This is a genomic window from Paenibacillus sp. FSL W7-1088, from assembly GCF_037969855.1.
In the GTDB taxonomy this organism is placed as follows: Bacteria; Bacillota; Bacilli; order Paenibacillales; family Paenibacillaceae; genus Paenibacillus.
On sequence record NZ_CP150216.1, the window covers coordinates 5,158,117 to 5,184,519 of the forward strand.

The following is a 26,403-nucleotide window of genomic DNA, read 5'->3' on the forward strand; positions in this document are numbered from 1 at the left end:
ACAAAAACAGAATCAGAGCAAACCCAGCCAGCTCATCACCGGCTTAATGAAAACGACACACCCGATGATGACGGCGAACACCGCAGCCAGCAAAACTGCACCGGCCGCGGTGTCCTTCGCCGCTTTTGCCAGCGGATGTATATGCGGATGCGCCAGATCTACCGCAGCTTCCACTGCTGTATTCATCAGCTCCGTCACAAGAACCAGAAAGACAGCTGTTAATACAAACATCCAGTCCGTTCTGGAAATCCCGAAAAAAAAGCCGGCTGCACACATCAAAATGGCGACTCCTGTATGAACTCTTACATTCCGCTGAGTCCGCAGCCCGTATACGATTCCTTCCGCAGCATTACGGAATACCATCCCCCAGGAGCGCCTTTTCATTATCGTGTCAACCCGGCTTGGGCGAGTACCGCTTCCTGTTTGCCCATCATTTCGGCTTCGCTGGCTTCATCCTGATGATCATATCCAAGCAGATGCAAGAAGCCATGAACAAACAGGAACCCGAGCTCACGTTCAAATGAATGGCCATATTCTTCACTCTGCAGAATGGTCCGTGGAACAGAAATAATAATATCCCCCAGCACATCAGGCATTTCTTCCATTTCCTCATCCTCGTCCAGTTCGTAGATGATATCCAGCTCCTCATCCACAGTCTCATTCATTGCAAAAGACAATACATCTGTTGGACGATCAATGCCGCGATAGTCACGGTTCAGCTCATGAATCTGCTCATCATCTACGAAAGTCAGGGCTACTTCCCCGTCCGCAACACCCTCTGCTTCCCCTGCAAGGTTCAGCAGCTGTTCCAGCATTGCAATCATCGGTTCGGTAATTTCTTTATCCTGTTGTTCATTATTCCAAGCTAGGTTAAGACTCATTCTTTCATACTCCTGTCTTCTCATATTAGCGAATCAACCTGCTTCAGGCGAGGTTGGCTTCGGTTTCTTCATTTCTTCCGGATATTCAATCCTGGAGTGGAATATGCCCATAACGGTTTCCTTAAGGGTCTTGGCGACGATATCCAGCTCCCGCATCGTCAGATCACAATCGTTAAACTGATGATCGTCCAGCCGACCTTTAATAATCTTTTCGATCATGGACTCCACTTGTTCCACAGTAGGTTTCCGTAAGGAACGAACCGCAGCTTCCACGCTGTCAGCAATACCAACAATTGCCGACTCTTTGGACTGAGCCTTGGGACCCGGATAACGGAAATCATCTTCCGTAAAATCAGGTTCTACTCCTGCTTCCTCAGCCTGACGCAGTGCTTTGTGATAGAAATAATGCAGGAAAGTTGTTCCATGATGCTGCTCAGCAATGTCCCGAATAGGCCTAGGCAGCTTGTAGTCCTTCTGCATTTCCACACCATCGCGTGCGTGAGCCACTATAATGGACTTGCTCAGCTTTGGATCAATCGAATCATGCGGATTTTCCATATTGTTTTGATTTTCAATAAAATAAATCGGTCGCTTGGTCTTGCCAATATCATGGTAATACGAGCCGACCCGACATAACAACCCATTGGCACCGATTGCCTCCGCGGCGGCTTCTGAAAGGTTTCCTACCATCACACTGTGGTGATATGTGCCCGGTGTCTCTGTTAGCAGTTTGCGCAATAGTGGGTGATTGGGATTAGACAGTTCCACCAGTTTCAGCGCAGACAAGATGCCAAACGAGGTTTCAAAAAACGGCATCAGCCCAATAACCAATATGGCGGTCAGTACGCCACCGGCAAACGCAAATCCGATGCCGTACAGCGTTGTCGTCCGGTTCCAGTCACTTGAGTCAATCAGAGCCAGCGTGAAAACTGCGATCGATCCGAAAAGACAAACCATAATGGCGCCTTTCAGGATCGTAGACCGCTGACTTGCCCGATGGGTGGCGAAGATCGCAACAAACGATACTAACACGGCGAAGAATCCAAGTTCAAAGTCAAAAATCTGACCCTGATGTGTATTCAAAATAATGCTCGACAGCATGCCGATAATAATCGAGCAGACAAAGGCAAGCGATGTATCCAGCAGCAATGCAATTAGCATGGCTCCTACGGCAACAGGAGCAAGAAAGCCTACGTATGAATTCTCACTGGTCTGGAGTATCGCAGTAACATGCATAACCACAATCGTAATGATAAATATGAGAACAAGCATCAGCAGCTGAGCATTATTATATTTGAAATGCGTTCCGCTGAATTGCTGAATGTACATGAGAATCGCTGCAGACAACAGACAGGACAGCATAAGTAGTCCAAGCTGAGGCCAATAGTTCACTTCGTTTTTCAGCAAATCGTTCTCGCCCAGAAGGGTGTACATCTCCGGGGTAATCATCTCACCCTTGGCAACAAGCGTATCGCCTTGCTTGATAAACACCGTTTGAGTGTTCTCACGAGCCTGTACTTTAGCTTCTTTTGTACCCTCTTCATCGTAGAAGCGGTTGGACGTCACTACAAGACGAGCAAGCTCCTGCACAACCTCACGCTGCGTACGCTTGCTTAAGGAGCTCACACTCACCATCTCGGCCACTTTGGCACGAGCTGTTGTTGCCTCACTAATCTGGTCGGTCATTAATCTGGAGACGATATCCCGAGCGACGGCCTTCATCTCCTGAATATCATCCGAAGTCAGACGTGAAATTTTGATATATGTCTCTTCCGGGATGCGGTAGCTCTGCTCCTGTACCACATTTCTGATCTCTTCCAACAGCGTTTCGGAGTATGTACCCGCTTTCCGGTTGTTGTTGATAAAGTTGGAAACAAAGTCTTTCTGACGCTGTGGTATTTCATCACGATAGATGTCAATCTTGTCCTGACTGGAAATCTGATCATCCTGATTCAGTCGATCAATACGATCAAGCAGAGTCGTTATCAGATTTTCGTTCCGCATCTGCACGATCTGAAACATCGGCTGCACACGTTCAGCAGCTTCTTCTTGCGCTTTCAGTGTAGCCTTGGTATTCGGGATCTGCATGGGCGCAGCAATATTGACTTCACTCCGTGTGCCTTCCTGGATATCATACCGCTCAGGGAGCAGCTTGGAAGCAAGACCCACGTAGAAGAGGATCACCAGAAACAAAAACAGAAGATAGCGTGCCCACACGCTATACTTCCATCCTGTAGCTCTATTTTGAAAAGATTTGCCTTTTGACAGTTCCTTCGAGGTCATCGAGACAATCCCTTTCTATTCTTGATTTTCTGCGGCGTGGTTATAGGCGACGATAATTTTCTGGACGAGGGAGTGCCGTACAACGTCTTGCTCGGCAAAATAGACAAATCCAATCTCTTCCACTTGGCCCAGGATTGTATTTGCCTCCACAAGCCCCGACTTTTTGCCGCGCGGTAAATCGATTTGTGTCACGTCACCAGTAATGACCATTTTGGAGCCAAAACCGAGACGGGTCAGAAACATTTTCATCTGCTCCGGTGTCGTATTCTGGGCTTCATCCAGGATAATAAACGAATCATCCAGTGTACGTCCCCGCATATAGGCTAGAGGTGCAATTTCAATCAAACCGCGCTCCAGTGCTTTCGCAGTCTGCTCTTGTCCCATAACATCGTACAAAGCGTCATACAGCGGCCGTAAATAAGGATCAACTTTTTCCTGAAGATCACCAGGCAAGAAACCAAGACTCTCTCCCGCTTCAACTGCAGGTCTTGTGAGCACGATCCGCTTGACGCTTCCTTCCTTAAGTGCTGCCACAGCCAGCACAACAGCAAGATACGTTTTACCTGTACCGGCAGGACCGATACCAAATACAACATCACGTTTTTTAATTGTAGTTACATAGTGTTTCTGTCCAATCGTTTTAACACGGATCGGCTTCCCACGGTACGTCGTTGTAATCTCGCCTTTGAACAGATCCAGAAGCTGGTCTGCACGCAGTTCTTTTGCCAGCTCAATGGCATACTTAACGTCCCTTTCGGTTAACACGTATCCGTTACGTACCAATTGCAACAACACATCAAATAATTGTTCAAGCGATTCTACATTCTGAATGTTGCCATGGATTACAATCTCCGCTTCACGGGATGCGATCTGGGCAGGAATCTCGGATTCAATTTGTTTCAGAAAAATATCTTGGGGTCCAAAAAGAGATTGACCCTCTCCCGCACTTTGGAGGGAGATTCGTATGCTGCGTGTTTGCTCTGACAAATAGCCTCATTCTCCTTGACTATGGACTAACGGAAGTTCTTCCGCAATGCTTTCTTCCACTTCAAATAATACTTTCATATAAACTTTACCATTCTCTTTCTTCTCATGCAAAATTTTTTCGCTTAAAATTTTCGTTCCTTTGCCGTTTTTAGCGATAATATCGTTTCTTGCTCCTTCCAATCCTTTCGTTCTAGCCCATTCAACCGTGTGCTGCTCCTCTTGTTCCCGCGTTTCCAAATCTTTCTCTGTCAGCCATCCCATGGGAAGTGTGAAGGATCTCCAGGTCAGCGGCTTATGATCACTTTCGGTATCAAATGTGGTAAAAGGCGTATTCCCGTATCCCCAGAGTTGTACCGCCCATTTCCCCAGCACAATGTAAAAACGTTCCTTGCTTTCTCCAGTCATTGTATTATGTTTCTGCACAAGAGGGACTTCGACTTGATATTCACGCCATACCAGTCCGCGCACTTCCCCTTTGGCAACAATGGTCTTTGTATTCTCTTCATCTCCCAAAATACCGGATATCAGGACCTGTCCCTTCTTGACACGCATGTCCTTCTGCACGACAGGGCGCCCCTGCTCGGCATAAATTTGAGTGATTACAGCATCTGTTTTACTGACCAAGTGTCTCGGGTTCAGCAGTGGTTCACGCTTGGGCTGTGCTGACTCCACAACCTGGATGGTGATGGTTGTCCCTTCTTTGCTCACCCCGATCCAGGTTACATCTGGAAGAGCCAGCGCGAGCTGTCTGGAGAGCTTGTCCTGGCTTTGCAGCCGAAATCCCCACTGGAAGGGATAGATACCTTCTTTCTTTGCTGCTGCGAGCACTTCATCCGTGGGAATCGTCACATTGCCTTTCACTTCTACATCCCAAACCATCGATGACAATGCAAACAGAGCTGCTACAAAAAACAACATGCCGCCCAGAAAGAACTTCCTTCTTAGCAAACGGGCTGCAAAAAAAGGAAACCCACTTCGGTGTGTCACCTTTACCCGGCAGCCTGTCCGTTTCAGCAAAGGACGCAGCCTGAAAAAATGCGGTAGCAGAATATTCATTTCTGCCTTGCGTCCGTCATGGGCACGCAGGTCCCATACTTCCAGTCCCTGCTCTGCCAGCGTATTGATTAATGCTTCAATATCCCCCCCAGTAACCGTGATTCGGACTGCTCCGCGCAGTTTGTACAGACTGGGCTGCTTCATCCGTTCCCCTCCGCTCCATTCATATGAATATCCAGAATTGTTCCTTCAACAGCTACTTCATCCGGCAAAATATTTCGAATCATCAGTTCAGTCCCTTTGATCTCCAACTGACCCTGTGAGAGAGCCAGAACGATGCGATCCGGTGTAAAATGAATGACACCACGATGATTCTCTATATACAATTGCTTTGTGCCGATCAGGGTTAACCGTGGCATATCGTAAAGCACGTCCTGCGGCAGATCCAGAACTTCACTGGTCCATCTGCGCAGCTTGCGGCTGATCCGGGTCATTCGAAGGTCTTCCCCCTTCCTCTACAGTTCAACTTATGCGCAGATTCCTGAAATTATGAAAACTACGGAACGTGTTAGATGTGAAAATAAAAAGAGGCCTAAACAGAAAAAAGCCGTCGTCTGGGATTATGCTCACCAGAGACGGCTTTTCACTTATTAAAACCATATGAAGTTATAGTTTGCCTCGTGTCCCAAAGGGTTGTTTAGAGCGCGGAGAACCGAGAACTTCTGCCCACAACACACCAGTACGAATGTCTTCCCGGCGAAGCTGGGACGTTCCAGACTCACTGGATGAAACTTCATCCCAACCCGAGTCAGACACAACCGGTGTATTTGCAGTAGAAATACGATCCAGTCGCTCTCGAATTTCACGTTGTCGTTGCTCCATCACTTTCATTTGTTCTTCAAGCGAGTTTGCCATTCCACCCAAAGAACTCCGTCCTCCTAAATCGTCATCAACGGGACGAGCAGATGTCGTCGCCGGCTCTGAATAGGTTTGATCATAACGATCATCATACTGATCATCTTCATACTGATCATCTTCATACCGCTCATCGTACCGTTCGTCATACTGCTCGTCATAGCGGGGATCAGAAGGAGCCGATGACTGCTGCGGTGCAGTATTCCCCCGCGAGCGATCATCCCGATCTGAATCACCACTCCCTCCAAACGTTGGCATCCCGTTACTTGGACGCTTTTTATTCGGATCAGCCGACTTGGCTGCTTTTCCAATGAAGGAAAAGAGTGCAAAAGCGATGACTGCTACAATATACAGATTGTTAAAAATCCATTCAAATAGGCCCATATGCACTCACCGCCTATCTTCCGTTTTTGGAATCACCCTGATCGTTGGAGTTCGAACCTTCACCAGGTTTTCCCAATGTGTTACGCATTTGAGTATCTGCTTCAATGTTTTTCAGGTTCATGTAGTCCATTACACCAATTTTACCGCTGCGGAGTGCTTCAGACATTGCCAGAGGTACTTGAGATTCGGACTCAACCACACGCGCTCTCATTTCCACTACGCGCGCTTTCATCTCTTGCTCTTGAGCTACGGCCATAGCACGACGTTCTTCCGCTTTCGCCTGTGCAATACGTTTGTCAGCCTCTGCCTGCTCCGTTTGCAGGAAGGCACCAATGTTTTTACCTACATCCACGTCCGCGATATCAATAGACAGGATTTCAAAAGCGGTACCTGCATCCAGACCTTTGGACAATACGGTACGGGAGATGAGATCCGGATTTTCCAGGACGTCTTTATGGGAATTCGAGGAACCGTTCGTACTTACGATACCTTCGCCGACACGGGCGATAATCGTCTCTTCACCCGCACCACCGACGAGGCGGTCAATATTGGCACGAACCGTAACCCGTGCTCTTACTTTAACTTCGATACCATCTTTGGCTACCGCAGAAACAATCGGTGTTTCAATAACACGTGGGTTTACACTCATCTGTACGGCTTGCAATACGTCACGACCTGCAAGGTCGATCGCTGCTGCACGTTCAAATTCGAGAGGAATGTTCGCACGTTGTGCAGCAATCAGGGCGTTGACAACTCGGTCTACGTTACCACCGGCCAGGAAGTGACTCTCCAGTTGGTTCATTGTCAATTGAAGTCCGGCTTTAGTTGCTTTAATCAGTGGATTTACGATCCGGCTAGGCGTTACACGTCTTAGTCTCATCGCTACCAGCGTGATAATCCCCACGCGTACGCCCGATGCAAGGGCTGAGATCCAGAGCATCACCGGGAAAAAGCTGAAGAATACGCTCAATACGATAATCGCAACTACCGCAATGAGCAAAACCGTAATCAAGGTTGGTTCCATAGTCAAAATTCCTCCATTTGCAATTTGATTTTTGTAAGAAACATGATAAAAACGGTGTGGAACTTTGCTGCTGTGCATTGATTCACACCACTCCACTAGCAGCCTCCGTAGAATGGTTATGTACATTGCCGAAGCTTTAATCAACTCCGGCAACAGAGCGGGCTACACCGGTAACGCTTGTTGAACCACAATCCGGGTACCTTCCGCTTTGATCACAATAATTGGTGTATCAATCGGAATGAAATCTCCATCCGACACCACATCGACGCGTTCTCCGTTAAATATCGCTGTTCCCGAAGGACGAAGTGGAGTCAAACTGATACCCTGCAGACCGATCAACTCTTTGCGTTCTGTCGCCGAAGAGTATCCTTGATCAGCAGACAGCCTGTCACTTAATATGAATCGATTCCATATGCCTCGATCCTTAAACAGAATAACAACGATTGCAATGACTACCAGCGCGGCTCCAAAAGCAATACCTAACGATATAAATGCATCACTTGTATCATAGGCGGCTCGCACGACACCAGCGACAAGCGCAATCGATCCCAAAATACCCAGAATACCGAAGCTTGGGATAAACATCTCCAGAATCATCATGACGAGTCCGACAGTGAATAATACCCATGTCTCTGCTCCGGCAAAACCGGCAATGTAATTGCCTGAGAAATAAAGCACAAAGCACACGATACCAACAATACCCGGCACTCCGAACCCAGGTACAATCAACTCAATGATCACACCGGCTATTCCGAGGAATAGCAATACCGTCATGACGACAGGATTGGTGAGAAATGTGGATATGTTCTCTGCGGTTGTTCTCTGAACGGTGAACACATCATCCTGACTGTAACCAAGCCAGGCGGCGGCTTCTTCTGGCGTGTTGCTGATATGGTCCGCATAACCCACTTTCAGCGCTTCTTCGGCCGAGAGAGCAATAATTTCACCTTTTTCTTTGGTTTTATTAATCTCAGGCATCTCCACAACCATGTTAACATCCGTCATTCCGGCTGCAATTTTGCCGTCACGGCCACTTTTCTCAGCCGCGCCCTGCATCTTGCTCTTCCAGAATGCAACCAACTTCGGATCATCGACATGTTTACCCGTGCTGTCCACCATCGCTGCCGCACCAATCATGCTGCCTGGCGACATTACGATCTTATCTGCATTCAAAGCCAGAAAACTTCCGGCCGAGGCAGCATCTCCACGGACAAATGCAACGGTTTCAATTGGGCTTTCCTTAATTAAAGTACCTAGTTCTTCTGCCGTGTCGACACGCCCTCCCGGCGTATTGATATCCAGAACAATCAGGCCAGCATTCATCTCTTCTGCTTCCTTGAACCCACGTTCCATAAACTTGCCAAGTCCCTGCTCGATTGGTTTATCTACCGGAATGATATATACGGCGCCACTTTTCTCAGCTGCATGCGCTGACGGTGATCCAATCCAGACAGGAAGCAGCAGCGTCAGTAGCATCATGAGCATCAATGGCCCCGTAAGCTTCTTCCGGCGCTTTCCCTTCACAAATAGTCCCCCCTTTTCCATTAATGTTATACAGTCCAGCTTATGGTATTTATTACGTACAATGCAACATTTCGTTTCAAAATCTTAAAATTATATTTGAAACCGGAAGTAATTGCAACATTTTAAATCCATAATCATAAATATTATCCATTTAAAAGCAATATTTGTGAATTTCCATGAACAAATGAGCGCTTTCCGATCACATTTCAAATTCCTGTAGAAACGGAGTACCGTATCAGTGATATAAAATGGAAAAAACACCCCCTGACAAGTCAGGAGGTGTTTATTGATTTGCTTTATTGCAGAAATTGTTGAACTGCTTGATTCACCAGTTTGCCGTCCGCTTTGCCTTTAACTTTCGGCATAAGGGCCGCCATAACTTTCCCCATCTCGGCTTTCGAAGAAGCACCGGTTTCCTGGATGGTCTGCTGTACAATAACTTTAATTTCTTCTTCGGAAAGTTGTGCGGGAAGGTACTGGATGAGTACTTCAATTTCCGCTTTTGCATTTGCCGCGAGGTCTTCACGGCCCGCTTTGTCAAATTCTTGGAGGGCATCTTTGCGCTGTTTGATTTCACGACTCAGAATATCAAGCACTTCGTTGTCATCCAAATCTCTTTTCAAATCTATTTCAAGATTCTTGATCGTCGAACGAATCAACCGAATGTTGGAGAGTCTGAACTTGTCCTTACTCTTCATCGCTTGCTTCATATCTTCGTTCAATCGTTCGCTAAGATTCATGTAGTTAAAATCCTCCTAAAACTTTCTCTTACGAGCAGCCTCGGACTTTTTCTTGCGCTTTACGCTTGGCTTCTCATAATGCTTACGTTTCTTCACCTCAGCCAATACGCCATCTTTAGCGATGGAGCGTTTAAAACGACGAAGTGCAGCATCAATAGTCTCGTTTTTGCGAACTTTAGTTTCAGACACCAGTTTTCCCTCCCTCCGACCAGACCGTCCAAGAGCAATAACACGGTTCATCACCTTTCATTATAGGCGAAAGGTAATAAAGGTGTCAACCTTAACGTAATGATCATTTATTTTATGTGAACTTCAGCTCCATATTCATGCCTTTTATGCATAAATGGATCAGTCCTGATTTAGAGTAACTTTAATCGTTTATTTGTGAGAGTCTGACAAACTTGTCAACACCCCAAGTCGGGTCCCACCAAGCAAATGATAGTGCAGATGATGAACGGTCTGTTCTCCATCCTTGCCGCAGTTATTAATCAGTCGGTAACCTGTTTCTTCCACGCCGAGACGCTTGGCCGCTTCCTGCGCAGCCAAATGAATCTCACCGATCAATGGCAAGTCTTCCGCGGTTACTTCATTCATGGAAGCAATATGTTTCTTGGGAATAACGAGTACATGGGTCGGTGCAGCGGGATGGATGTCATGAAAGACGATGACATGGTCATTCTCCAGTACCTTATTGGAGGGAATGCTGCCCTCTACAATTTTGCAAAATAAGCAATCCATTGTTCATACCCTCCTTCGATTTTAAAATTATGTATACCCTTCTATCATACCGGAACTGAAAACTCACGTCCAATTTAACCTGTTCAGCTATGTGACTAAGATCGGAATTTTCAACAAAAAAACCTTTCACATCTTAGTGGACTGCTGAGCGTTCACCACAGATGAAAAAGGTCATTATACGCATCACACGTATTAATCCATCACACAATTCTATTAATAATAAGGTAATAATGTTAAGGCAGTGAGGCCAATCAGAGGCAGTACCAACCTATTGAACCTTCTGCGACCATAACCATAATAAGGGTAGGGGTAGGGGTAACCATAGCCCGGGAAGAATCCCCGTGCATGAGCAGGATAAGTAACCGGCATCATATTCGGTCCCCAGTTTGCGTTTGCATGATTAACCATGGCTTCATGCCCCACGGGAACAGCCAAATAAATCATGTCATCATCTACATTTTCCACGATGCCATCATAATGGGCACCGTCATGCATCTGTATACATACATAGCGATGCATGTGTTCCTTACACAGTTTCTTCGCTTCTACCTTTTCCACGATCAATCGCCTCCAGAATCTGTTCTGCTCTTCATCACCCTTTCATGGTATTCAGATCTGGGCGAAATGACACTGTGAATGACAAGAGTTCCAACATAAGTGCCTATTAAAAAAGAAAAAAGAAGCACCCCGTTGCAGTTTCCATGCGGAAGTCTGCTGTCGCGGACGTCTAACCAGGATTATTCCTGATCAGACGTCCGCCGGGGTGCTTAACATAAAGTTTGTCGGCTTAACTGTAGTATAACAACAGGATGAACCTGTATCTGTGAGCTATCTCACTCAACTGTTACAACGAATATATATAATGAGATTCAAACCAACAACACTCAATCAATCAGAGATCCCCCCTCAGGAACAACCTTGTACGGCCGGTTCCTGAGGGCATCCCAACCGAGGGTCATTCAATCGTATGTGTTCTGTGTTCAAGTTCCTATAATGTTTCCAATACTACGCGAGAGCCAGCTCCGGCTTCGCCCGCTGGAATAACTACAAGTTTGCGTGGCAAGCGTGCTCGCAGCTCCGGAACGTGGCTGATAATACCGACGGCAAGACGGTCATCATGCAGTTTTTCTAACGATGTAATGACGGTATCCAGCAATTCAGGGTCAAGTGTACCAAAGCCTTCATCCAGGAAGAAAAATTGCAGCGGGTACTGGCCGCGCAGCTGAATCTGGGCAGACAGAGCCAGGGCCAGTGACAACGAGGTCAGGAACGTCTCTCCACCAGACAAGGTGGACACCGGACGTTTGACTCCACCGTTTGCATCATCACAGATGACAAAGCCGCCGCCTGAATCCACCTCAAGTGAATAACGTTGTTTGGTCAGGAAGCGCAGACGCTGTGAAGCAGCCTGACTAACCTGCATCAGCTGTTCTTCTGCAATATACTCGACAAACGCATTACCTCTGAAAGCTGCTTGAAGTTTGCTAAGCATCTCACCTTGTCGGCTGACTTCCACCCGTTTGTTCTCCAACTCCGTCCAGCGAACATGTCGCTGCTGCACATCTTCCAGATCCCGTTCTGCACGCGCCTTGGCTCTAAGTGCCGCTTCATCCTCTGCACGAGACTGCTTCAGTCGCTCAGTGCATGCCAACCATTGTTCCTCGGATACAACAGCACCGCCCAGTTTTTGTTCCAGCTCACGCAATTGGGAAACAAGTTCACGATCACGCTCCCGATGCTGCTGAATTTCCGCCGCCAGCCGCTCTGCTTCCTGGGAAGGAAGGGCTGCTTCCACAACGGCACTCTCGGAGTCAAATGGCGATTGATCCAGCAATTGCTTCCAGCGTTCCTGTGCCTGCTGCAAATGCTCTGCTGCCGAGGCTGCTGCTTGATGAGCCATGACATCCCTCTTGGCCGATTCCTGTTTCAACGCATCCGCTTCCTTGAAACGCTGGGCTGAATCGGCAGCAATTTTCCGCAGCTCATCCAATCGAGTCTGAGCCGCAGCAATCAAATCCTCGACCCGCTGCTCGCCAACCCATTGGCGCAAACGTTCTTCCTTCTCGGCGAGCTGTTTGCTGTTCCCTTGCCATTCCGTTTGCCACTGGATCAGCTGTTTGTCCAACTCAACCAGCTTCTGCTGGAGGGACTGTACGAGCTGTTCCTTTTCCTCAAGGAACGTCACACTTTTGTTCAGCCGTTCCTTGATGTCTTCTGCGCGCGCGTCGCGCTCCTGCATCGCCTGGTGGAGGGCCATGGCCTGCTCTTGGGCGATGCCTGGCAGTTCCGCGGCCCAGCGGCCGTGCAATGCGGCTGCGGCGGCCTCGCTCTCGGCCAACCGGCGCTCTGCCTGGGCGAGTCCGGCTTGGCCGGCCTCCTGCGCAGCCGCCGCTTCCATGCGGCGCTGCTGCGCGCCTGAAGCCGCCTGCTGCAACGCGGCGGCTTCCGCTTGCAGCGGCGCTGCGGCTGCGGCCAGCGCCCGCGCGGCTTCGCGCAGTGCGGCGGCACGCTCCGCCCAGTCCGCCGGGGAGCGCCCGTGTACGGGCGAACCGGCGGACTCCGGCTCCGCAGCCGCAGGCGCGGCCTCGGCTGCGGCCGGGGCTTCGCCGGCCGCAGCGCCAAGCTGCGTCAGCAGGCTGCGACGTTCGTGCAGCTGCTGGCGCAGCCCAAAGCGCAGCTCCTGCAGCTCCGCATGCAGGCTGCGCAGCAGTTCCAGTCCGCATCGCCTGCGGGCGGACCTTCTCCCGGCGGCGCCGCCGGGAGCGGGTGGTGTGCGGAGCCGCACACCGGGCATGGCTCGCCGTCGCGCAGCTCGGCGCGCAAGGCGGAGGAGAGCCGATGCAGCTCCTGCTCACGCATGGTTCCGCGCAGCTGCTCCTCCGCCCTGGCCAGCAGGCTCTGTTCGCGGCCAATGTCCTGCTCACAGGCAAGCAAGGTCTCCAGACCCGTTGCCGCCTTTCCGATCAGATGCTGACGCTGTTCATTCAGACGGCTCTCTTCCTGGGCAGCCAGCTTCAGCCTGTCTGCCCCCTGTTCAGCCGACTGCTTATTAGCTTCCATCTCAGCCTTGTTTTGGCGCAATTGCTCCGCCGCAGTATCCAATCGATGCTTCAATTCCAGTGCAGCCTGCAGCTGTCTGCGTTCTTCTGACTTCACTTCATTCGGCTTCAGGCTTTCCTGTAATTCTTCCCGCCGTTTGCGGCCACGCTGCTGTAGTTCTTTTTCCTTCTCAAGCTGTTGTCCAATGACACTCTGCTCAGCCTGTCCTTTGTCCAGAAGCTGTTTAAGACGTGTACGATCCTCACGGAGCCCGTCACGTTCCCGCTGTAACTCCTTGGCCTGTTCCAGCTGTTCCAATCGAAGCAGCAGCTTCGGTTCTTCCTCAGCCATCTGTACACGGGCCTTCTCGGCTTTCTCGGCTTCCAGTACAGACAGCCGTTCATGTTCCACCGCTTGCTGGTGAGCAATGCCGGCTGCAGCCTCACGCAACTTCTGTTGTGCTGCTGCGTCACGCATCGTCTGCAATGAAGGGAGGATCGCGTCTGCCGCCCCGGCCAGTTTCAGCCATTGTTCCCCAGCTTCGATCTGTGGTGCACGTGCTTTCAGCTTTTCGTGTTCCTCCATACGAGCCCGGCGCTCCTGGCTTAACTCACGGACTTTACGGAGCTGCTCGGCTTCCTTCATCGCTTCATCAAGCGTTTTGCGTGACAATTCAGACTGTTTCACAGCAGCTTGAAGAAGAAGCTCCGTTTCCGCCAACGTCTCTTTGCTCGCATTCCCAAGCCCCTGCTGCTCGGCAGCCAATGACTGATGAACCATATCATTGTCCTTCACCCGCCGACTGAGCTTGATGGCAAGCTGATCTCCATACTTCTCCAGATGAAATAAACGTTGCAGCATCTGCCGTCGTTCACTGCCTTTCAGTGACAGAAACTCAGCGAATTTACCTTGTGGAAGCACAACGGCTCGCGTAAAATCATCCATTTTCAATCCGATTACATCTTCAACGCATCGGTTCACGTCTGCCAGTTTATCAGCCAGCACCTGTTCCTCTCCGTTGACGGTCTCAATGAATTTGCTGATGGTGTTGCTTACCGATACCTCATTGTTTCGTTTGAAGCGTCGTTCCACCCGAAATCTTCTTGTCCCTTCTGCCGATACAAGTTCAAATGTAAAAGCAACGGACAACGAATCCTCCGCGTGATTCATGATTCCCTGGGTACCGTTAACCGCACGTTCCACTTTTCCGTACATCGCCAGCGTAATCGCGTCAAGCAAAGAAGACTTCCCACTGCCTGTAGGACCAAAAATGCCGAATAGTCCCGTTTCCGTCAATACGGTAAAATCAATCTCCTGTGTCTCCCGATAACTTTGCAGGCCAGCAACTTTCAATAAAATCGGCTTCAATTTCCCTCGACCTCCTCACGCACACCTGGCTCGTCCTCATCGACGAGTTCCAGGAACAGCTGAACCAGACTGTCTTCAGGTAATGCCCCACCTGTCTGACGCTGATAAAATTTGCGGAAAAGCTCATGTACCGGAAGCTCGGATCGTTGCTCCAAAAGCCCTGCGGCTGCCATCTCGGGATACACCGGACGGATATGGATGATCCCGTCATGCGACTTACGGAGCTGCTGGATTTCTTTCAGAGACATGGCGTCATCCAGCCATACTTCCATATCAATAAAAGCCTGAGGATCACGCCCTTCATCCAGCCATCGATAAACCTCAGCCAGACCGCCACGCGCCTTCCAACGCACAAGTGGACGTCCGGAGGTCAACAGCACTTCTTCCACGCTTGCGGTACCCCCTGGTGCCAGATCAACCATGGTGACGGACTTGCTCTGCCCCGCTTCAGAAAAACTGTAAGCCAGTGGAGAACCACTATACCGAATCACACCGTCCCCTTTAACTGCCTGCGCACGATGGAGATGCCCCAGTGCTGTATATTGCGCACCTGTTGACAATGCAGAAGGGTCAACCGTATAGGCCCCTCCTACCTGAATGGGACGTTCCGAATCACTCTCCACTCCGCCCAGAACATAAATATGACTCATCGCCAAATTTACCGTATCCGGACGAAAAGAAGCAGCCAAACGCTGCATTAACATGCCGACCCGGCGACTGTAAGCCTGACGAAGCACATTCTCGTCCCCATCCGTTGTCAGCAGTTCATTCAGTCGCGCTTCCGAGGGATATGGCAATGCAGCAATCTGCGCAGTCTCTCCAGTTCGCTTGGCATGGATCGTAACTGCTTCTGAAGTAGGCATACCTACAAGTGTAATTCCCTGTCTGTTCACAAGCGGGGTCACCGAAGCCACTCGCTCCGGCTGATCATGGTTTCCCGCAATCACCACAAGAGGTCTCCCTTGTTCCGTCAGACGCGCCGCAGCCTCGTAAAAAAGCTGTTCCGCCGATGCAGGCGGATTTACAGAATCATACACGTCTCCAGCCATCAATATGGCATCTGCCTGCTGCTCATCCGCGAGCCTGACAAGCTCATCCACAAAATCCTCCTGCTCTCGCAGCCGGCTCCGTCCCTCCAGCGTTTTGCCCAGATGCCAGTCCCCTGTGTGCAAAATACGCATCGTCCGTTCAACCCCTCTCTCATGCAAAATCCGATGATACAAATTCCATCCGACCGTTTTAAAATTTCACTTTATAGTTTCACAGCATGTCCACCATCAAAAAAGTACAACCACTTCCGGTCGACTTTCCGACCCAGAATATCCTCAATAGCCCGGGCATACAGCTCCAGCTGAAAACGATAGTTTTCCGTCAGTTTGTCCAGTCCACCCCGATGCTCCAACACCCGATCAGTCTTGTAATCGAGCAAAACAAGCTCGCCATCCACCTCATACAGGCAGTCAATAATCCCCTGTACCAGCACGGTCTCATTTTCAAGTGATGCCTGCATCTTACCGTCTTCCTCCAACGTTTGCATGCCAGCATCTGGTAACAGATTACGGAGCCATTCCGCAGGAGAATGATGTGCCGGGAGTCCATAAATAAACGGGATCTCCCGTTTCACCCACTCCGCACGCAACAGTTCTGTCCCAGGCTCTGTATTGAAAAATCCGGCCAGTTGATCAGACTCAATAACCTCTGCCTGATGAGGGAGCAAAATCTGGAGCTCAACTAACCGCAAAAGTGTCTGCTCAACGATTTGCGAATCAACGGGTGAACCATCTACAGGAAGATGCTGCATCAACGTATGATACACCGTTCCTCGCTCGGCTCCAGTCAATTGTTTCTCCTCCATGAATTTGGGACGACGCAGATGCAATTTAAAGGACGAGCTTCCATCCTTCACTTCATACCCCTCAGAATCCACAGAAGCCTCAGATTGTTCTTCAACTTCCTCCATCATCTGTAACGACTGATGGTCTTGCATGGCTAGCAATGTCTTCAGTTCGGTAACCGATGTGCTGGCAGCTACTTGCGTTGCTGCTTGATGAGGATACGTCCATGAAAGCCGCTTATCTACTTCACGAAGCAGCTGCATATCCTCTTGCTCACCTATTGTAAATACATCTTCCTCACTGATGTCTCGTGGTGTTGCATCTTGTGTATCCTCCATCATCTCTTCTTCAGTGGAGGAAGGAAACAGCTCAACAGGCTCAACTGCTTTTAGGGCAGCAATTCGATGTTTCCGCACTTCTGTCATGCCGTCTTCTTCACCAAGCGTCTGATCCACAACTATTTCCCGGGATACTTGATCAGCAGAAATGACAGAAATACTCCAGCGTGATTCATCATTCACAAGACAGGCAGCATATGAATCAGCGCCTCCCGCAAGTTCACGCAGCAAAGCTGCGTCTGGATGTCTCATCAAGGATGGACCGATCCAGTCCAGATAACTACGTCCTGCTGCAAGCAGATAGTCAGGCAATACCCGTTCCGGACTGTCTTTAATCTGAGACCAAGCCACTGCCTTTTTAACAACATCTTTCACAGTACCGACCAAAATCATTTTCTCTTTTGGGCGGGTCAAAGCCACATAGAGCACCCGCATCTCTTCGGCAAGCAGCTCAAACTGGGCACGACGACGAATCGCCAGATTCGCCAAGGTTGGATAGGCAACCCGATTCTCACGATCAACAAACCTCGGGCCAAACCCCAGCTCCTTATGCATCAGAAACGGCGAATTCAGATCCTGCTGATTGAACATTTTGGATATGCCCCCGACAAAAACAATAGGGAATTCCAAGCCCTTACTCCGGTGAATCGTCATGATGCGTACCGCATTGTCCTGCTCACCAGAACCACTTGATACGGTGCCAAGATCTCCCCCGTTCTCACGTAGTCTGGATACATAGGTCAGGAAGCGGAACAACCCACGATTAGCCGTTGCCTCCTCATATTGCCGAGCGCGATCATACAGAGCCTTCAAATTACTTTGACGCTGTATGCCTCCCGGTAGGCCGCCAACCCAGTCCAGATAACCCGTTTCCCGGTACATTCGCCATATGAGTTCACTCAGGCTCCCTTGTCTGGCTTCAAGCCGCCACTGTTCCAACTGACGCAAAAAGCGAATTAGCTTTTGTTGCAGCTCTGTGCTGGTACCGTTGTCCCTATCCGCATCGTTGCTTATACGTCCACCCATACTTGCATCTATACCAGCATCCAGAAGCTCATCTGTATCTGCATGTACAGAGGATTCATGTATAAGTTCGATAACGTCTGCTTCGGCGGTTACTGCCGACTCCCGCTGCCCCTGTTCCATTTCTGACCAGACTTCGGGCCATTGCAGCTGGATTGCAGATGAATTCGAATTTGAAACTTTCTCACCATGCTGCCCGAAAACATTCAACGAACTAGTGAATGCTCCTGTAGCTGAAACAACAGCATCATAGAAAGACTGTCGCTTGTCCCCAAGGCGAATCTGAGCCAGTTCCTCTTCATCTAGTCCGACAATCGGCGAACGAAGCACGGAAGCAAGCGGGATATCCTGCCTTGGATTATCCACAATCTGCAGCAAGGACAACATCACTTCCACTTCCGTCGCCTGGAAATACCCTTTGCTTTGCTCCCCTCCGGCAGGAATACCCTGCTGTCTGAATTCCTCAATCATGAGTGGAGCCCACATCAGGGCAGAACGAAGCAAAATAACTATGTCTCCGTAACGCGCAGGTCGCATGGATTTGAGAGCTTTATCATAAACGTTAAGGGCTGGTTTATCCGTATCTCCAACCATTTCACGAATACGTCGAGCCATGGCCCGAGCCTCCAGCTGGGCGGTTTCGAGCTCGGCACTTTCCAGCTCAGCAGAAGGCAGCGCATCCCCATTCTCGTCCGTGCTTTCCGTGAGATCAGGTCCTCCGCCTTGACGATCGATCAGCATGAGTTCAGGTGTGTAAGCCTCATCTCCAAGCGTCTCTTCCGGGAAAGTAGCTCCATAAGCGAGCTGCGCTCGTTCATCATAGGCAATCTCGGCTACCCCTTCATTCATGAGCTGCTTGAATAACATATTGACCGAATGGACGACTTCTGCACGGCTGCGGAAGTTACGTGCAAGATCAATACGCCTTCCTGCATGCAATGAATCTCTCTCTACGTCCACTTCCATATCCGAATTCGCTGCGTATTGACGATACTTGTTCAGAAACAGACCGGGTTCAGCCAGACGAAAACGGTAAATACTCTGTTTTACATCACCAACCATGAATCGGTTTCCTGGATTTTCTCTGGAAATCAGTCTGACGATATCTTCCTGCACCGTATTGGTATCCTGATATTCATCCAGCAGCACTTCATCGAAACGTGCCCGATATTCCATTGCTGCATCCGAAGGCATGGACAGCTCGGGGGTTGAATCCTCATGACGCAAAATATGAAGACAGTAATGCTCCAGGTCACTGAAATCGACCTGACCGCGTTCCTGCTTGGCCTGTCGATATCGCTCTCCAAATGCACTGACCAGCTTGGACAGTTCCTGCATTAGTGGTGCCGCCTGCTCCAGCTCCTGCCAGAAAGAAAACGCACTTCTTCCAAACAACGAGCCTTTCAAATCGGTAACGGCTTTTTTCGCAGCCTCACGCAGTTCCTTGACCTGTTCTTGTAACCCCGGGTCTGTCTGGTCCTTTTTGCAAGGCTTCAGCTTGCCAAAAGCTGCTGGCTGAAACACTTCAGGCAATCTCTCCCACGGCATGACCTCAACAGCTGACAGAAGCTCTTCGACCATTGCCAAATCTTCTTTTAATGTATCTGCATAAGGTTTCGGACCTTCCGGCTGCATCGATATGCTGATCCCTTGACGCAGCAGACCAGCAGCACCACTCAGGGCAAGAGCAGCATCACGCAAAATACTCTGAACCCATGCAGAATGCCCAAGTGCCTCGACACTTTCCACCTGAAAAGCAGAGGCCATCTCCGCAAGCCAATGATCCGGCCAGGAATGACTGCGTGAGAAATCATACAAACGCTGCACAAGTCGATGCATGGCATCATCGTTTCGTTCCCCACTGAACCAATCCACCAATTCGCGGAATGTACTGCCTTCGTCTTCTTCCCCATACTTTTCTTCAAACAACTGCTCCAACAATTCCTGCCGCATAATCTCGGCTTCATTTTCATTCAGAATCCGGAAAGCCGGGTTTAGCGGAATTTGCTGATAATAACGACGAATGACCTCCATACAGAATGAATGCAGAGTCGTAATGGATGCCCGCCCAAGTAGTGAAAGTTGTTTGCGCAAATGTTCTTCGGCAGGCTGCTCTTCAAGTGCACGTTCCAGCGCTTCCCGTATCCGCTGCTTCATCTCGGCCGCAGCAGCTTTCGTAAATGTCGCAACCAGCAAACGATCTACGCTGAATCCGCGGGAAGGGTCTGCAATCTTACGAATAATTCGTTCAACCAATACGGCTGTCTTCCCGGAACCCGCTGCAGCAGCAACCAGGATGTCTTCCCCACTCTGTGAGATGGCACTCCATTGGTCATCACTCCAGAAGCTTCCCTCCGGTTTTGGCATATTCGTCATGATGTTTCCCCTCCTTTGTCATGAGACAGCATGTCCCAGATTTGCTGTTTGCCCGGTTTGGATAACAGATTATATTCATTGCCTTCGATGTTTTCATCAAATTGACAGACTGGCTTGTACGGACAGAAGGTGCATGCAACCTCCTGCTGGATACGGTAAGGTTCAATCGCCACATCCCCATCGGTAATCCGTGTGCCAATCTCACGTATATTGCTGCGAACTGAAGCCAGCAAGGTATCCCATTGCTCTGGGGTAGCTACAGCGGCACTGCTATAAAAGCTGCCATCTGCCTTAAGCGCAACCGGAATAATGGCTGAGTAACCTTTGTCCAGGGTATTGTCCATTTGAGCGATCGCATCCCGGTCCGCAAGCAGCAAGCCTTTCATTTTGAACCGTTTCAGCAGTTCTTGACCTGCCTGCTCAGAAGTCATGCCATTCGCGGATTGAAGCAACGGGTTATGCACATGGAAATAGAGTGTTCCTCCAGGCATCGCCGATTCTCCAAGCCACTCCTCGGCAGCACTGAGCAGTACCTCCAGATACGTGAGCATCTGTAATGACAGGCCATAATACACTTCATGCAGTTTTAGATCGGTCTGGCTCGATTTGTAATCAATGACCCGCAGCAGTAAGCCGTTCTCTCCTTCAGCCACATCCACGCGGTCGATACGCCCGACAATCTCCATCACACAGCCATTTTCCAATTCAAAACGAAGCGGTGGCAGCGGTTTGCCTGGTCCAAAATCAAGCTCCAGCCCAATCGGTTCAAAGCTTCCCCGTCTGGACTGTTCACCCAGAATAACCGAAGCCCGGCTAACGATATCCTTCAGCTTCCGGAAGATGTAACCATATCGTTTCGTGCTAAGCAAAATCTCTCCCTGCAGCTGTGGTGCAATCTGCTCCACGGTGTGCTCCGCTTCCTTCCGACATTCATCCGGAGACAGACTGCCCCAACTGCGATTCTGCTCACGCAAACGTATGGCAAGCTGACTCAAGGCAGCATGGAACAATTGTCCAATATCAGGAGCTTGCAAGCGGTACAGCTGGCGCTCTTTCAGCCGCAGCCCATGGGATGCAAAATGGGAGAAAGGACACGCCACAAACCGCTCCATTCGGGAGACACTCGTCCTTACCTCTGTACCATATAATCTACGGCTCGTAGCGGTACGCAGAGGTAACGCCCGATTGCGATAAAAAACAGATCCAAGCAATTGCTCCAGCTGAGGTCTGCTTGTCTCCCGAGAGACATGCCAGTTATAGATCGCCCACCACATTTCAGGGATATCTTCTCCACGGCGCCATCTTCGCAATTGTCCAATGAGATAAGAGAGGCTCTGACCAGGATGGTTAACATAAGACCAGTGTACCTCTTCAGCATCCGTAACCGGCGGTTGGGCAAGCAATGGCTGCTCATGCAAACCGAACATTTTCCGTACATGTCGTACAATTTCCGAGGGCAGTAATGTTTTCCCTTCATCATCTGCAACGGGATGACTCATCCATAACTGCTTGCTCGCCGCGGTCAGGGCTGAATAGATCAGAAAGCGTTCGTCCAGCATTTGTCTTGTTGCTCCGGGACCAAGCCCCAAACCTCTCTCCGTTAACAGCAGCCGTTCCTGCTCGGTTAATACACCATCATCCTGAGGCACGGCAGGCAGTTCACCATCTACTGCACCCAGAATAAATACGTACTTGATATCCTGAAGACGTGTACGATCCATCGATCCAACCAACACCTGATCAAGCGCTGGAGGAACGAGTCCCAGTTTCAGTTCGGTCAATCCGGTCTCCATCAGCCCTGCAAACAGATCGATATCCAACCGTTCGGCTCCCATCATATCAACCATCTGATCTAATAGATCTAGGACGGCACCCCACATTTGACGATGCTCTCTCGACCGCTCCGGATCACCCTGGGCCTTGGCTTCTGCAGACATCTGATCCAGCTTCCAAGGAATCTCGGCATCTTCCAGTAGTCTATATAGCGCCGCACATTGGTCTTTAGCTGTCTTTGCCTTGCTTATTCGTTTCTCAAAAGCACCCAACGGGTCAACAATCACCGTTCGGCATTTTTCCATTAAGGACAGCATCTGCTCCCGGCCCCGGCTGCGAACATCCTGGTCGTTGTCTTCCAGAGACAGGCTGGGTACATACTTCCATGGCTTGCCATCTGTCCAGCGGTATCCGTGAATTCCACAAGCCAATATATAATTTTCAAGCTGGTCCATATCTTCACGCGTGATGGAACCGTCTCGTGGAAGCAGCAGATCCGTTTTTACACAGCGAAATACATCCTCATAACGCCAGCGACGGCGAACGATATCGAGTGCTGAACGAATAAATTCCGATAATGGATGATGTAGTTCATTTCTTCTCCGATCCAGAAAGACAGGCACGCCATAGTCCCTGAATAGGGGCTCAGCAATGTCGGCATATGTATCCAACTGACGAACAAGCACTGCCATATCTCGATAACGCGCACCTTCATCTTGCGCCAGACGACGCATCTCACGAAGTGCTCCTTCCATCTCAGCCCGGCGGTTCTCAGCAGCGTAAAGTCGGACACCTGCATCACGCCCCTCACTCTTCCAGCGAACTCTGCGATCAAAGCCAGCCTCCAAATGGGCCAGTCCAGGACTGCCCTCATATCTCGGCAAAACTTCCGGTTGAAGCACCGTTGTCTCATTAAGGACACCCAGATCCTCGGCCATGCCTTTGAGACGTGCGTATGCACTTGCTGTGGGATGGAACAGTTCCAATTCTCCTGGAAGTGCGCCGTGGTCGTATGCATGATCCAACGTCAATGCAATTGTAACGGAAGAAGCTTGCAGCATCAGTCTTCCAATGACACTCATTTCCTGCGGGGTAAATCCCTGAAATCCATCGATCCAGATCTCTGCATCTTGCAGCAACCTACTCTCCGGCAATCGCTCTGTCAGTTCAGTCAACGTGTCTTCATCATCGATATATAGTTCGGTTAATTCCTTTTCATAGTCACGGTATATAAGAAGCAAGTCATGCAGCTTGTCTCCCAGAATCGGTGCAGAAGAGGAAGTATTCATTGCGGAAAGTCCTTCTTCCAGTGAAGTAGGGTCAAGTTCATAACGTTTAAACTCACTGTATAAATCATTTAAATCTCCTATAAATCCCAGCTGACTGCCCGATGCTCCAAACAGCTTCAATTCTTCCTTACGACGCTGGAGCACTTTGTAGAGCAGCATTTTTTTGCCTTCAGCTCCAATGGGAATACGGGCAGAACCACCTGCCTCCTGCATGACCCGATAGGCCAATCGGCGAAAACCAAGCACTTCAGCACGCATGGTACCTTTAATAGCACCAGAAGAAACCAGCGACTGTTCGGTTCGAAACGAACTCTGTTCCGGGACTAGCAGAATCAGTGGTTTACCTTGTGGTTCCTTTTGAAGCAGGGATGTGATTTCCCGGGTAATCAGCGCACTCTTGCCGCTGCCTGCCCGGCCAATAACAAAGCGTACGGACATGTTTAATCCTCCAAACCATCACGAACAAGATTTTAATTCCCAGTATAACATATCTGACTTGGTTCGGAACATACGTTTGCCACTATCCGGCAATTCCAGAGAGCTTTTGCATGAGCATAGCAAAAAGGGGATATCCCATAAGTCATGAATATGACAGAGGACATCCCTTGTTAGCGTTATTTTGTACTAATGAACCTGAGACACGCTATGCGCTCCCATTAGCCCAGATCTAAGATCTAACGAATCACAGAGACGTTATTTCGGCGATTCGATCCATTTTTTATGTTTTGACACCGTTTGATGACGGAATAGCGTGACTGAGGTTCGTTAAATCTGGCAACCGTTGATAATCCACCTGTTAAGATGTGATAGGTTCGTTAGCGCATGGAGCGAAGTGGAATTCCTTTTGAGACAGCCCCTCTTTGCCAAAATAGATGAACGATCCAATACTGATATCGCTCGATTAATTCTTTTTGCTGCGTACTTCGAAGATGGCAAATTTCAGGTAATGACCTTCGTCTACCCCCAAAATTTGTGGGTGATCCTTACCAGCTGCTTTCCAGTCGATTAGACGAAGCACTTTGCCTGCATCCTCGGCTGCATCCGCAATGGTTTCCAGGAAGAGATCCGGACGCATGTGGTATGAACAGCTTGCCGTTACCAAATACCCGCCCTCATTCACCAGTTTCATTCCTTGCAGATTGATGTCCTTATATCCACGGCATGCGCCTTTGACTGCTGATTTCGTTTTGGCAAAGGCTGGTGGGTCGAGGATGACCACATCAAATGTTTTGCCACCGGCTGCTAGCGCTTTGGACGTATCCACTTTCTGTTCGCCAGCACGTGCACGTACGTTACGCTCATCGAGGCCTTTCACCTGCTCACGCAAGTATTGGAATGCATCCGCAACGACAAATTCAACCCGGTCTGTAAACCCGTTCAGTTCTACGTTGGTACGTGCACTTTCAATCGCATGCTCTGAGATATCCAGGCAGGTTACTTTTTTGGCTCCATATTTGCAGGCGTTCAATGTGAAGCTGCCGGTATGGGAGAAACATTCCAGCACAGTGGCCCCATCCCAATAAGGGAACGTCACAACCTTGCCGCTTTTATTCACAGGAAGCAGCTGCTGCGTACCATCCTGCTCAGTCTGTTGGAGCGTAATACCGCTCTTGTAACCCCAACCCTTCATAAGCGGTTCGATGGCTGCACGATTCTCGCGCTGGTCGAAGAAGTACCCTGTCTTCTGGCCTTCCACGATATCCACCTTAATGAGCAATCCGTTCTCCGTTACCGTGACATGACGCGGGCAATCCCCATACAATGGTCCTTTCGTCTGCTCCAAGCCTTCGAGTTCACGAATGGACACATCACTGCGTTCATAGATGCCTTCCGGCTGCATCACTTCAATTAGAGCTTGTACAATCGCTTCGCGGCAACGGTCCATCCCCAATGTGAGCAATTGAACAACAAGGATGCTGCCAAAACGGTCAACGATCAGTCCAGGCAGAAAATCAGCTTCCCCATAAACAAGACGGTATGCCTCCCCATCCTGGATAAAACGCTCCCGGTGGCGTAAGCAATCGCGGAAACGCGCTGCAAAAAACGCGGTGTCCATCTGTTCAAACTCCAAGGGTTGATAGGCCACGACTCGCACTGTGATTTGAGATGCAGGATTATAGTACCCTGTCGCGAGATAGCGACCTTGGTGATTCATTACGTTGACCAGATCTCCCGGCTCGGGATTTCCTTCAACAGAGGCGATTTCATTGTTATATATCCATGGATGTGCATGTTCAAGCCGCTTTTTGCGGCTGCGTTCCAGTGTAACTGATGGCAAGATAGATCCACTTCTTTCATAGTTAGTTGAAATGATAGGTTTGGTGCAAAGGAGACCGCTTTGATGATGGATTGGACTTTCGATCGCTGTTGTCTCCAAATTTTATTGATTTATTATTCAGAAGGTTAAAATTTGGAGACAAAGGCGAACGCTTCGCTGCTACAGTTCCAATTCCATCCCCTTCGCTACGCTTGCAGAGTCTCCGTATCTTTTGAATAGGGGCGCGGTAATTTGGGTGTCCGCTTCGGGGATGGATCGGACTTTCGATCACTGTTACGTCGTTGTACAGATGAATCTCAAACCACACTTGCCACTGCGATGACAGAACAACCTTCCGATCGCTGTTACCCTCAGATTTTTTTGATTCCATTTCACTATAGGAAAAATCCGAGGATAAGGGCGAATGCTTCGCTTCTACAGTTCCAACTCCATCCCCTTCGCTGCGTTTGCAGAGTCTCCGTATCTTTTGAATAGGGGCGCGGTAATTGGGGTGACCATTAAGATAACTTATCGGTCTTTCAAACGCTGTTAACTTCAGAATTCCGTTAGCCTGTCATGGTTGTCCTTATTTACTCATAGGATGAGAATAAGGATATGCACGGAAGGAATGAT

17 protein-coding genes and 1 pseudogene are annotated in these 26,403 nt (G+C 49.5%); all 18 read right to left on the reverse strand.

The genetic code is table 11. The annotated features are described in order from the left end of the window. Window positions 1-12: 12 nt before the first annotated feature. The 18 genes and pseudogenes from MKY42_RS23305 to MKY42_RS23390 all read right to left on the reverse strand — a co-directional run bounded on the left by MKY42_RS23305 (window position 13) and on the right by MKY42_RS23390 (window position 25,791). The gene (locus tag MKY42_RS23305; protein WP_163755376.1) at window positions 13-384 is read right to left on the reverse strand and encodes a diacylglycerol kinase family protein; all 372 of its coding nucleotides are present in this window, start codon (window positions 382-384) and stop codon (window positions 13-15) included. After that, window positions 384-881 carry an rRNA maturation RNase YbeY gene (ybeY, locus tag MKY42_RS23310; protein WP_063567028.1) on the reverse strand — a complete coding sequence of 166 codons (498 nt, stop codon included), beginning with the start codon at window positions 879-881 and terminating at the stop codon, window positions 384-386. The genes MKY42_RS23305 and ybeY overlap by 1 nt, the downstream gene beginning before the upstream one ends. A 33-nt stretch (window positions 882-914) precedes the next feature. Then, the gene (locus tag MKY42_RS23315) at window positions 915-3,164 is read right to left on the reverse strand and encodes an HDIG domain-containing metalloprotein (RefSeq protein ID WP_090901618.1); all 2,250 of its coding nucleotides are present in this window, start codon (window positions 3,162-3,164) and stop codon (window positions 915-917) included. Window positions 3,165-3,179: 15 nt separating this feature from the next. Continuing rightward, window positions 3,180-4,151 carry a PhoH family protein gene (locus tag MKY42_RS23320; RefSeq protein ID WP_090901621.1) on the reverse strand — a complete coding sequence of 324 codons (972 nt, stop codon included), beginning with the start codon at window positions 4,149-4,151 and terminating at the stop codon, window positions 3,180-3,182. 6 nt (window positions 4,152-4,157) lie between these two features. Continuing rightward, the gene (yqfD, locus tag MKY42_RS23325) at window positions 4,158-5,351 is read right to left on the reverse strand and encodes a sporulation protein YqfD (RefSeq protein ID WP_090901624.1); all 1,194 of its coding nucleotides are present in this window, start codon (window positions 5,349-5,351) and stop codon (window positions 4,158-4,160) included. Beyond that, window positions 5,348-5,641 (reverse strand): sporulation protein YqfC, encoded by a 294-nt coding sequence (gene yqfC / locus MKY42_RS23330; RefSeq protein ID WP_024628472.1) that lies wholly within the window; start codon window positions 5,639-5,641, stop codon window positions 5,348-5,350. The genes yqfD and yqfC overlap by 4 nt, the downstream gene beginning before the upstream one ends. Window positions 5,642-5,813: 172 nt before the next feature. Beyond that, the gene (locus MKY42_RS23335; protein ID WP_179263725.1) at window positions 5,814-6,446 is read right to left on the reverse strand and encodes a hypothetical protein; all 633 of its coding nucleotides are present in this window, start codon (window positions 6,444-6,446) and stop codon (window positions 5,814-5,816) included. Window positions 6,447-6,459: 13 nt separating this feature from the next. Next, window positions 6,460-7,470 (reverse strand): flotillin-like protein FloA, encoded by a 1,011-nt coding sequence (floA, locus tag MKY42_RS23340; protein WP_076288088.1) that lies wholly within the window; start codon window positions 7,468-7,470, stop codon window positions 6,460-6,462. Between the two features lie 162 nt (window positions 7,471-7,632). Continuing rightward, complete coding sequence (locus MKY42_RS23345) at window positions 7,633-8,955, reverse strand: NfeD family protein (protein ID WP_090902595.1); 1,323 nt, start codon at window positions 8,953-8,955, stop codon at window positions 7,633-7,635. 335 nt (window positions 8,956-9,290) lie between these two features. After that, window positions 9,291-9,734, reverse strand: coding sequence for a GatB/YqeY domain-containing protein (locus MKY42_RS23350; protein ID WP_062835503.1), 444 nt, complete (start codon window positions 9,732-9,734; stop codon window positions 9,291-9,293). Window positions 9,735-9,749: 15 nt separating this feature from the next. Next, window positions 9,750-9,923: a 30S ribosomal protein S21 gene (rpsU, locus tag MKY42_RS23355; protein WP_005547957.1), complete on the reverse strand. Its 174-nt coding sequence runs from the start codon at window positions 9,921-9,923 to the stop codon at window positions 9,750-9,752. A gap of 189 nt (window positions 9,924-10,112) precedes the next feature. Beyond that, on the reverse strand, window positions 10,113-10,472 hold the full coding sequence (locus tag MKY42_RS23360) for a histidine triad nucleotide-binding protein (protein WP_090901630.1): 360 nt from the start codon (window positions 10,470-10,472) through the stop codon (window positions 10,113-10,115). Between the two features lie 213 nt (window positions 10,473-10,685). Continuing rightward, window positions 10,686-10,991, reverse strand: a complete 306-nt coding sequence (locus MKY42_RS23365) for a hypothetical protein (protein WP_257032016.1) — start codon at window positions 10,989-10,991, stop codon at window positions 10,686-10,688. A 469-nt stretch (window positions 10,992-11,460) separates the two neighbouring features. Next, window positions 11,461-14,879, reverse strand: a pseudogene (locus MKY42_RS23370) (SbcC/MukB-like Walker B domain-containing protein). Beyond that, window positions 14,876-16,060, reverse strand: coding sequence for an exonuclease SbcCD subunit D (locus tag MKY42_RS23375; RefSeq protein ID WP_339845028.1), 1,185 nt, complete (start codon window positions 16,058-16,060; stop codon window positions 14,876-14,878). Before MKY42_RS23375 ends, MKY42_RS23370 begins: the two are co-directional and overlap by 4 nt. A 71-nt stretch (window positions 16,061-16,131) precedes the next feature. Beyond that, window positions 16,132-20,451 (reverse strand): helicase-exonuclease AddAB subunit AddA, encoded by a 4,320-nt coding sequence (gene addA, locus MKY42_RS23380; RefSeq protein WP_339845031.1) that lies wholly within the window; start codon window positions 20,449-20,451, stop codon window positions 16,132-16,134. Continuing rightward, entirely contained in the window at window positions 20,448-23,951 is a 3,504-nt protein-coding gene (gene addB / locus MKY42_RS23385; RefSeq protein ID WP_339845034.1) for a helicase-exonuclease AddAB subunit AddB, read from the reverse strand. The genes addA and addB overlap by 4 nt, the downstream gene beginning before the upstream one ends. A 463-nt stretch (window positions 23,952-24,414) precedes the next feature. After that, window positions 24,415-25,791 carry a class I SAM-dependent rRNA methyltransferase gene (locus MKY42_RS23390; RefSeq protein WP_090901649.1) on the reverse strand — a complete coding sequence of 459 codons (1,377 nt, stop codon included), beginning with the start codon at window positions 25,789-25,791 and terminating at the stop codon, window positions 24,415-24,417. Window positions 25,792-26,403: the final 612 nt, after the last annotated feature.

Excerpts from the sequence above, each read along its gene's own strand:
- MKY42_RS23365 (WP_257032016.1), bottom strand. The coding sequence starts at position 10,991 with ATGCATCGCTATGTATGTATACAGATGCATGACGGTGCCCATTATGAT.
- MKY42_RS23350 (WP_062835503.1), bottom strand. The coding sequence starts at position 9,734 with ATGAATCTTAGCGAACGATTGAACGAAGATATGAAGCAAGCGATGAAG.
- addB (WP_339845034.1), bottom strand. The coding sequence starts at position 23,951 with ATGTCCGTACGCTTTGTTATTGGCCGGGCAGGCAGCGGCAAGAGTGCG.
- yqfD (WP_090901624.1), bottom strand. The coding sequence starts at position 5,351 with ATGAAGCAGCCCAGTCTGTACAAACTGCGCGGAGCAGTCCGAATCACG.
- MKY42_RS23335 (WP_179263725.1), bottom strand. The coding sequence starts at position 6,446 with ATGGGCCTATTTGAATGGATTTTTAACAATCTGTATATTGTAGCAGTC.
- addA (WP_339845031.1), bottom strand. The coding sequence starts at position 20,451 with ATGACGAATATGCCAAAACCGGAGGGAAGCTTCTGGAGTGATGACCAA.
- MKY42_RS23305 (WP_163755376.1), bottom strand. The coding sequence starts at position 384 with ATGAAAAGGCGCTCCTGGGGGATGGTATTCCGTAATGCTGCGGAAGGA.
- ybeY (WP_063567028.1), bottom strand. The coding sequence starts at position 881 with ATGAGTCTTAACCTAGCTTGGAATAATGAACAACAGGATAAAGAAATT.
- floA (WP_076288088.1), bottom strand. The coding sequence starts at position 7,470 with ATGGAACCAACCTTGATTACGGTTTTGCTCATTGCGGTAGTTGCGATT.
- yqfC (WP_024628472.1), bottom strand. The coding sequence starts at position 5,641 with ATGACCCGGATCAGCCGCAAGCTGCGCAGATGGACCAGTGAAGTTCTG.
- MKY42_RS23345 (WP_090902595.1), bottom strand. The coding sequence starts at position 8,955 with ATGCTCATGATGCTACTGACGCTGCTGCTTCCTGTCTGGATTGGATCA.
- MKY42_RS23315 (WP_090901618.1), bottom strand. The coding sequence starts at position 3,164 with ATGACCTCGAAGGAACTGTCAAAAGGCAAATCTTTTCAAAATAGAGCT.
- MKY42_RS23375 (WP_339845028.1), bottom strand. The coding sequence starts at position 16,060 with ATGCGTATTTTGCACACAGGGGACTGGCATCTGGGCAAAACGCTGGAG.
- MKY42_RS23360 (WP_090901630.1), bottom strand. The coding sequence starts at position 10,472 with ATGGATTGCTTATTTTGCAAAATTGTAGAGGGCAGCATTCCCTCCAAT.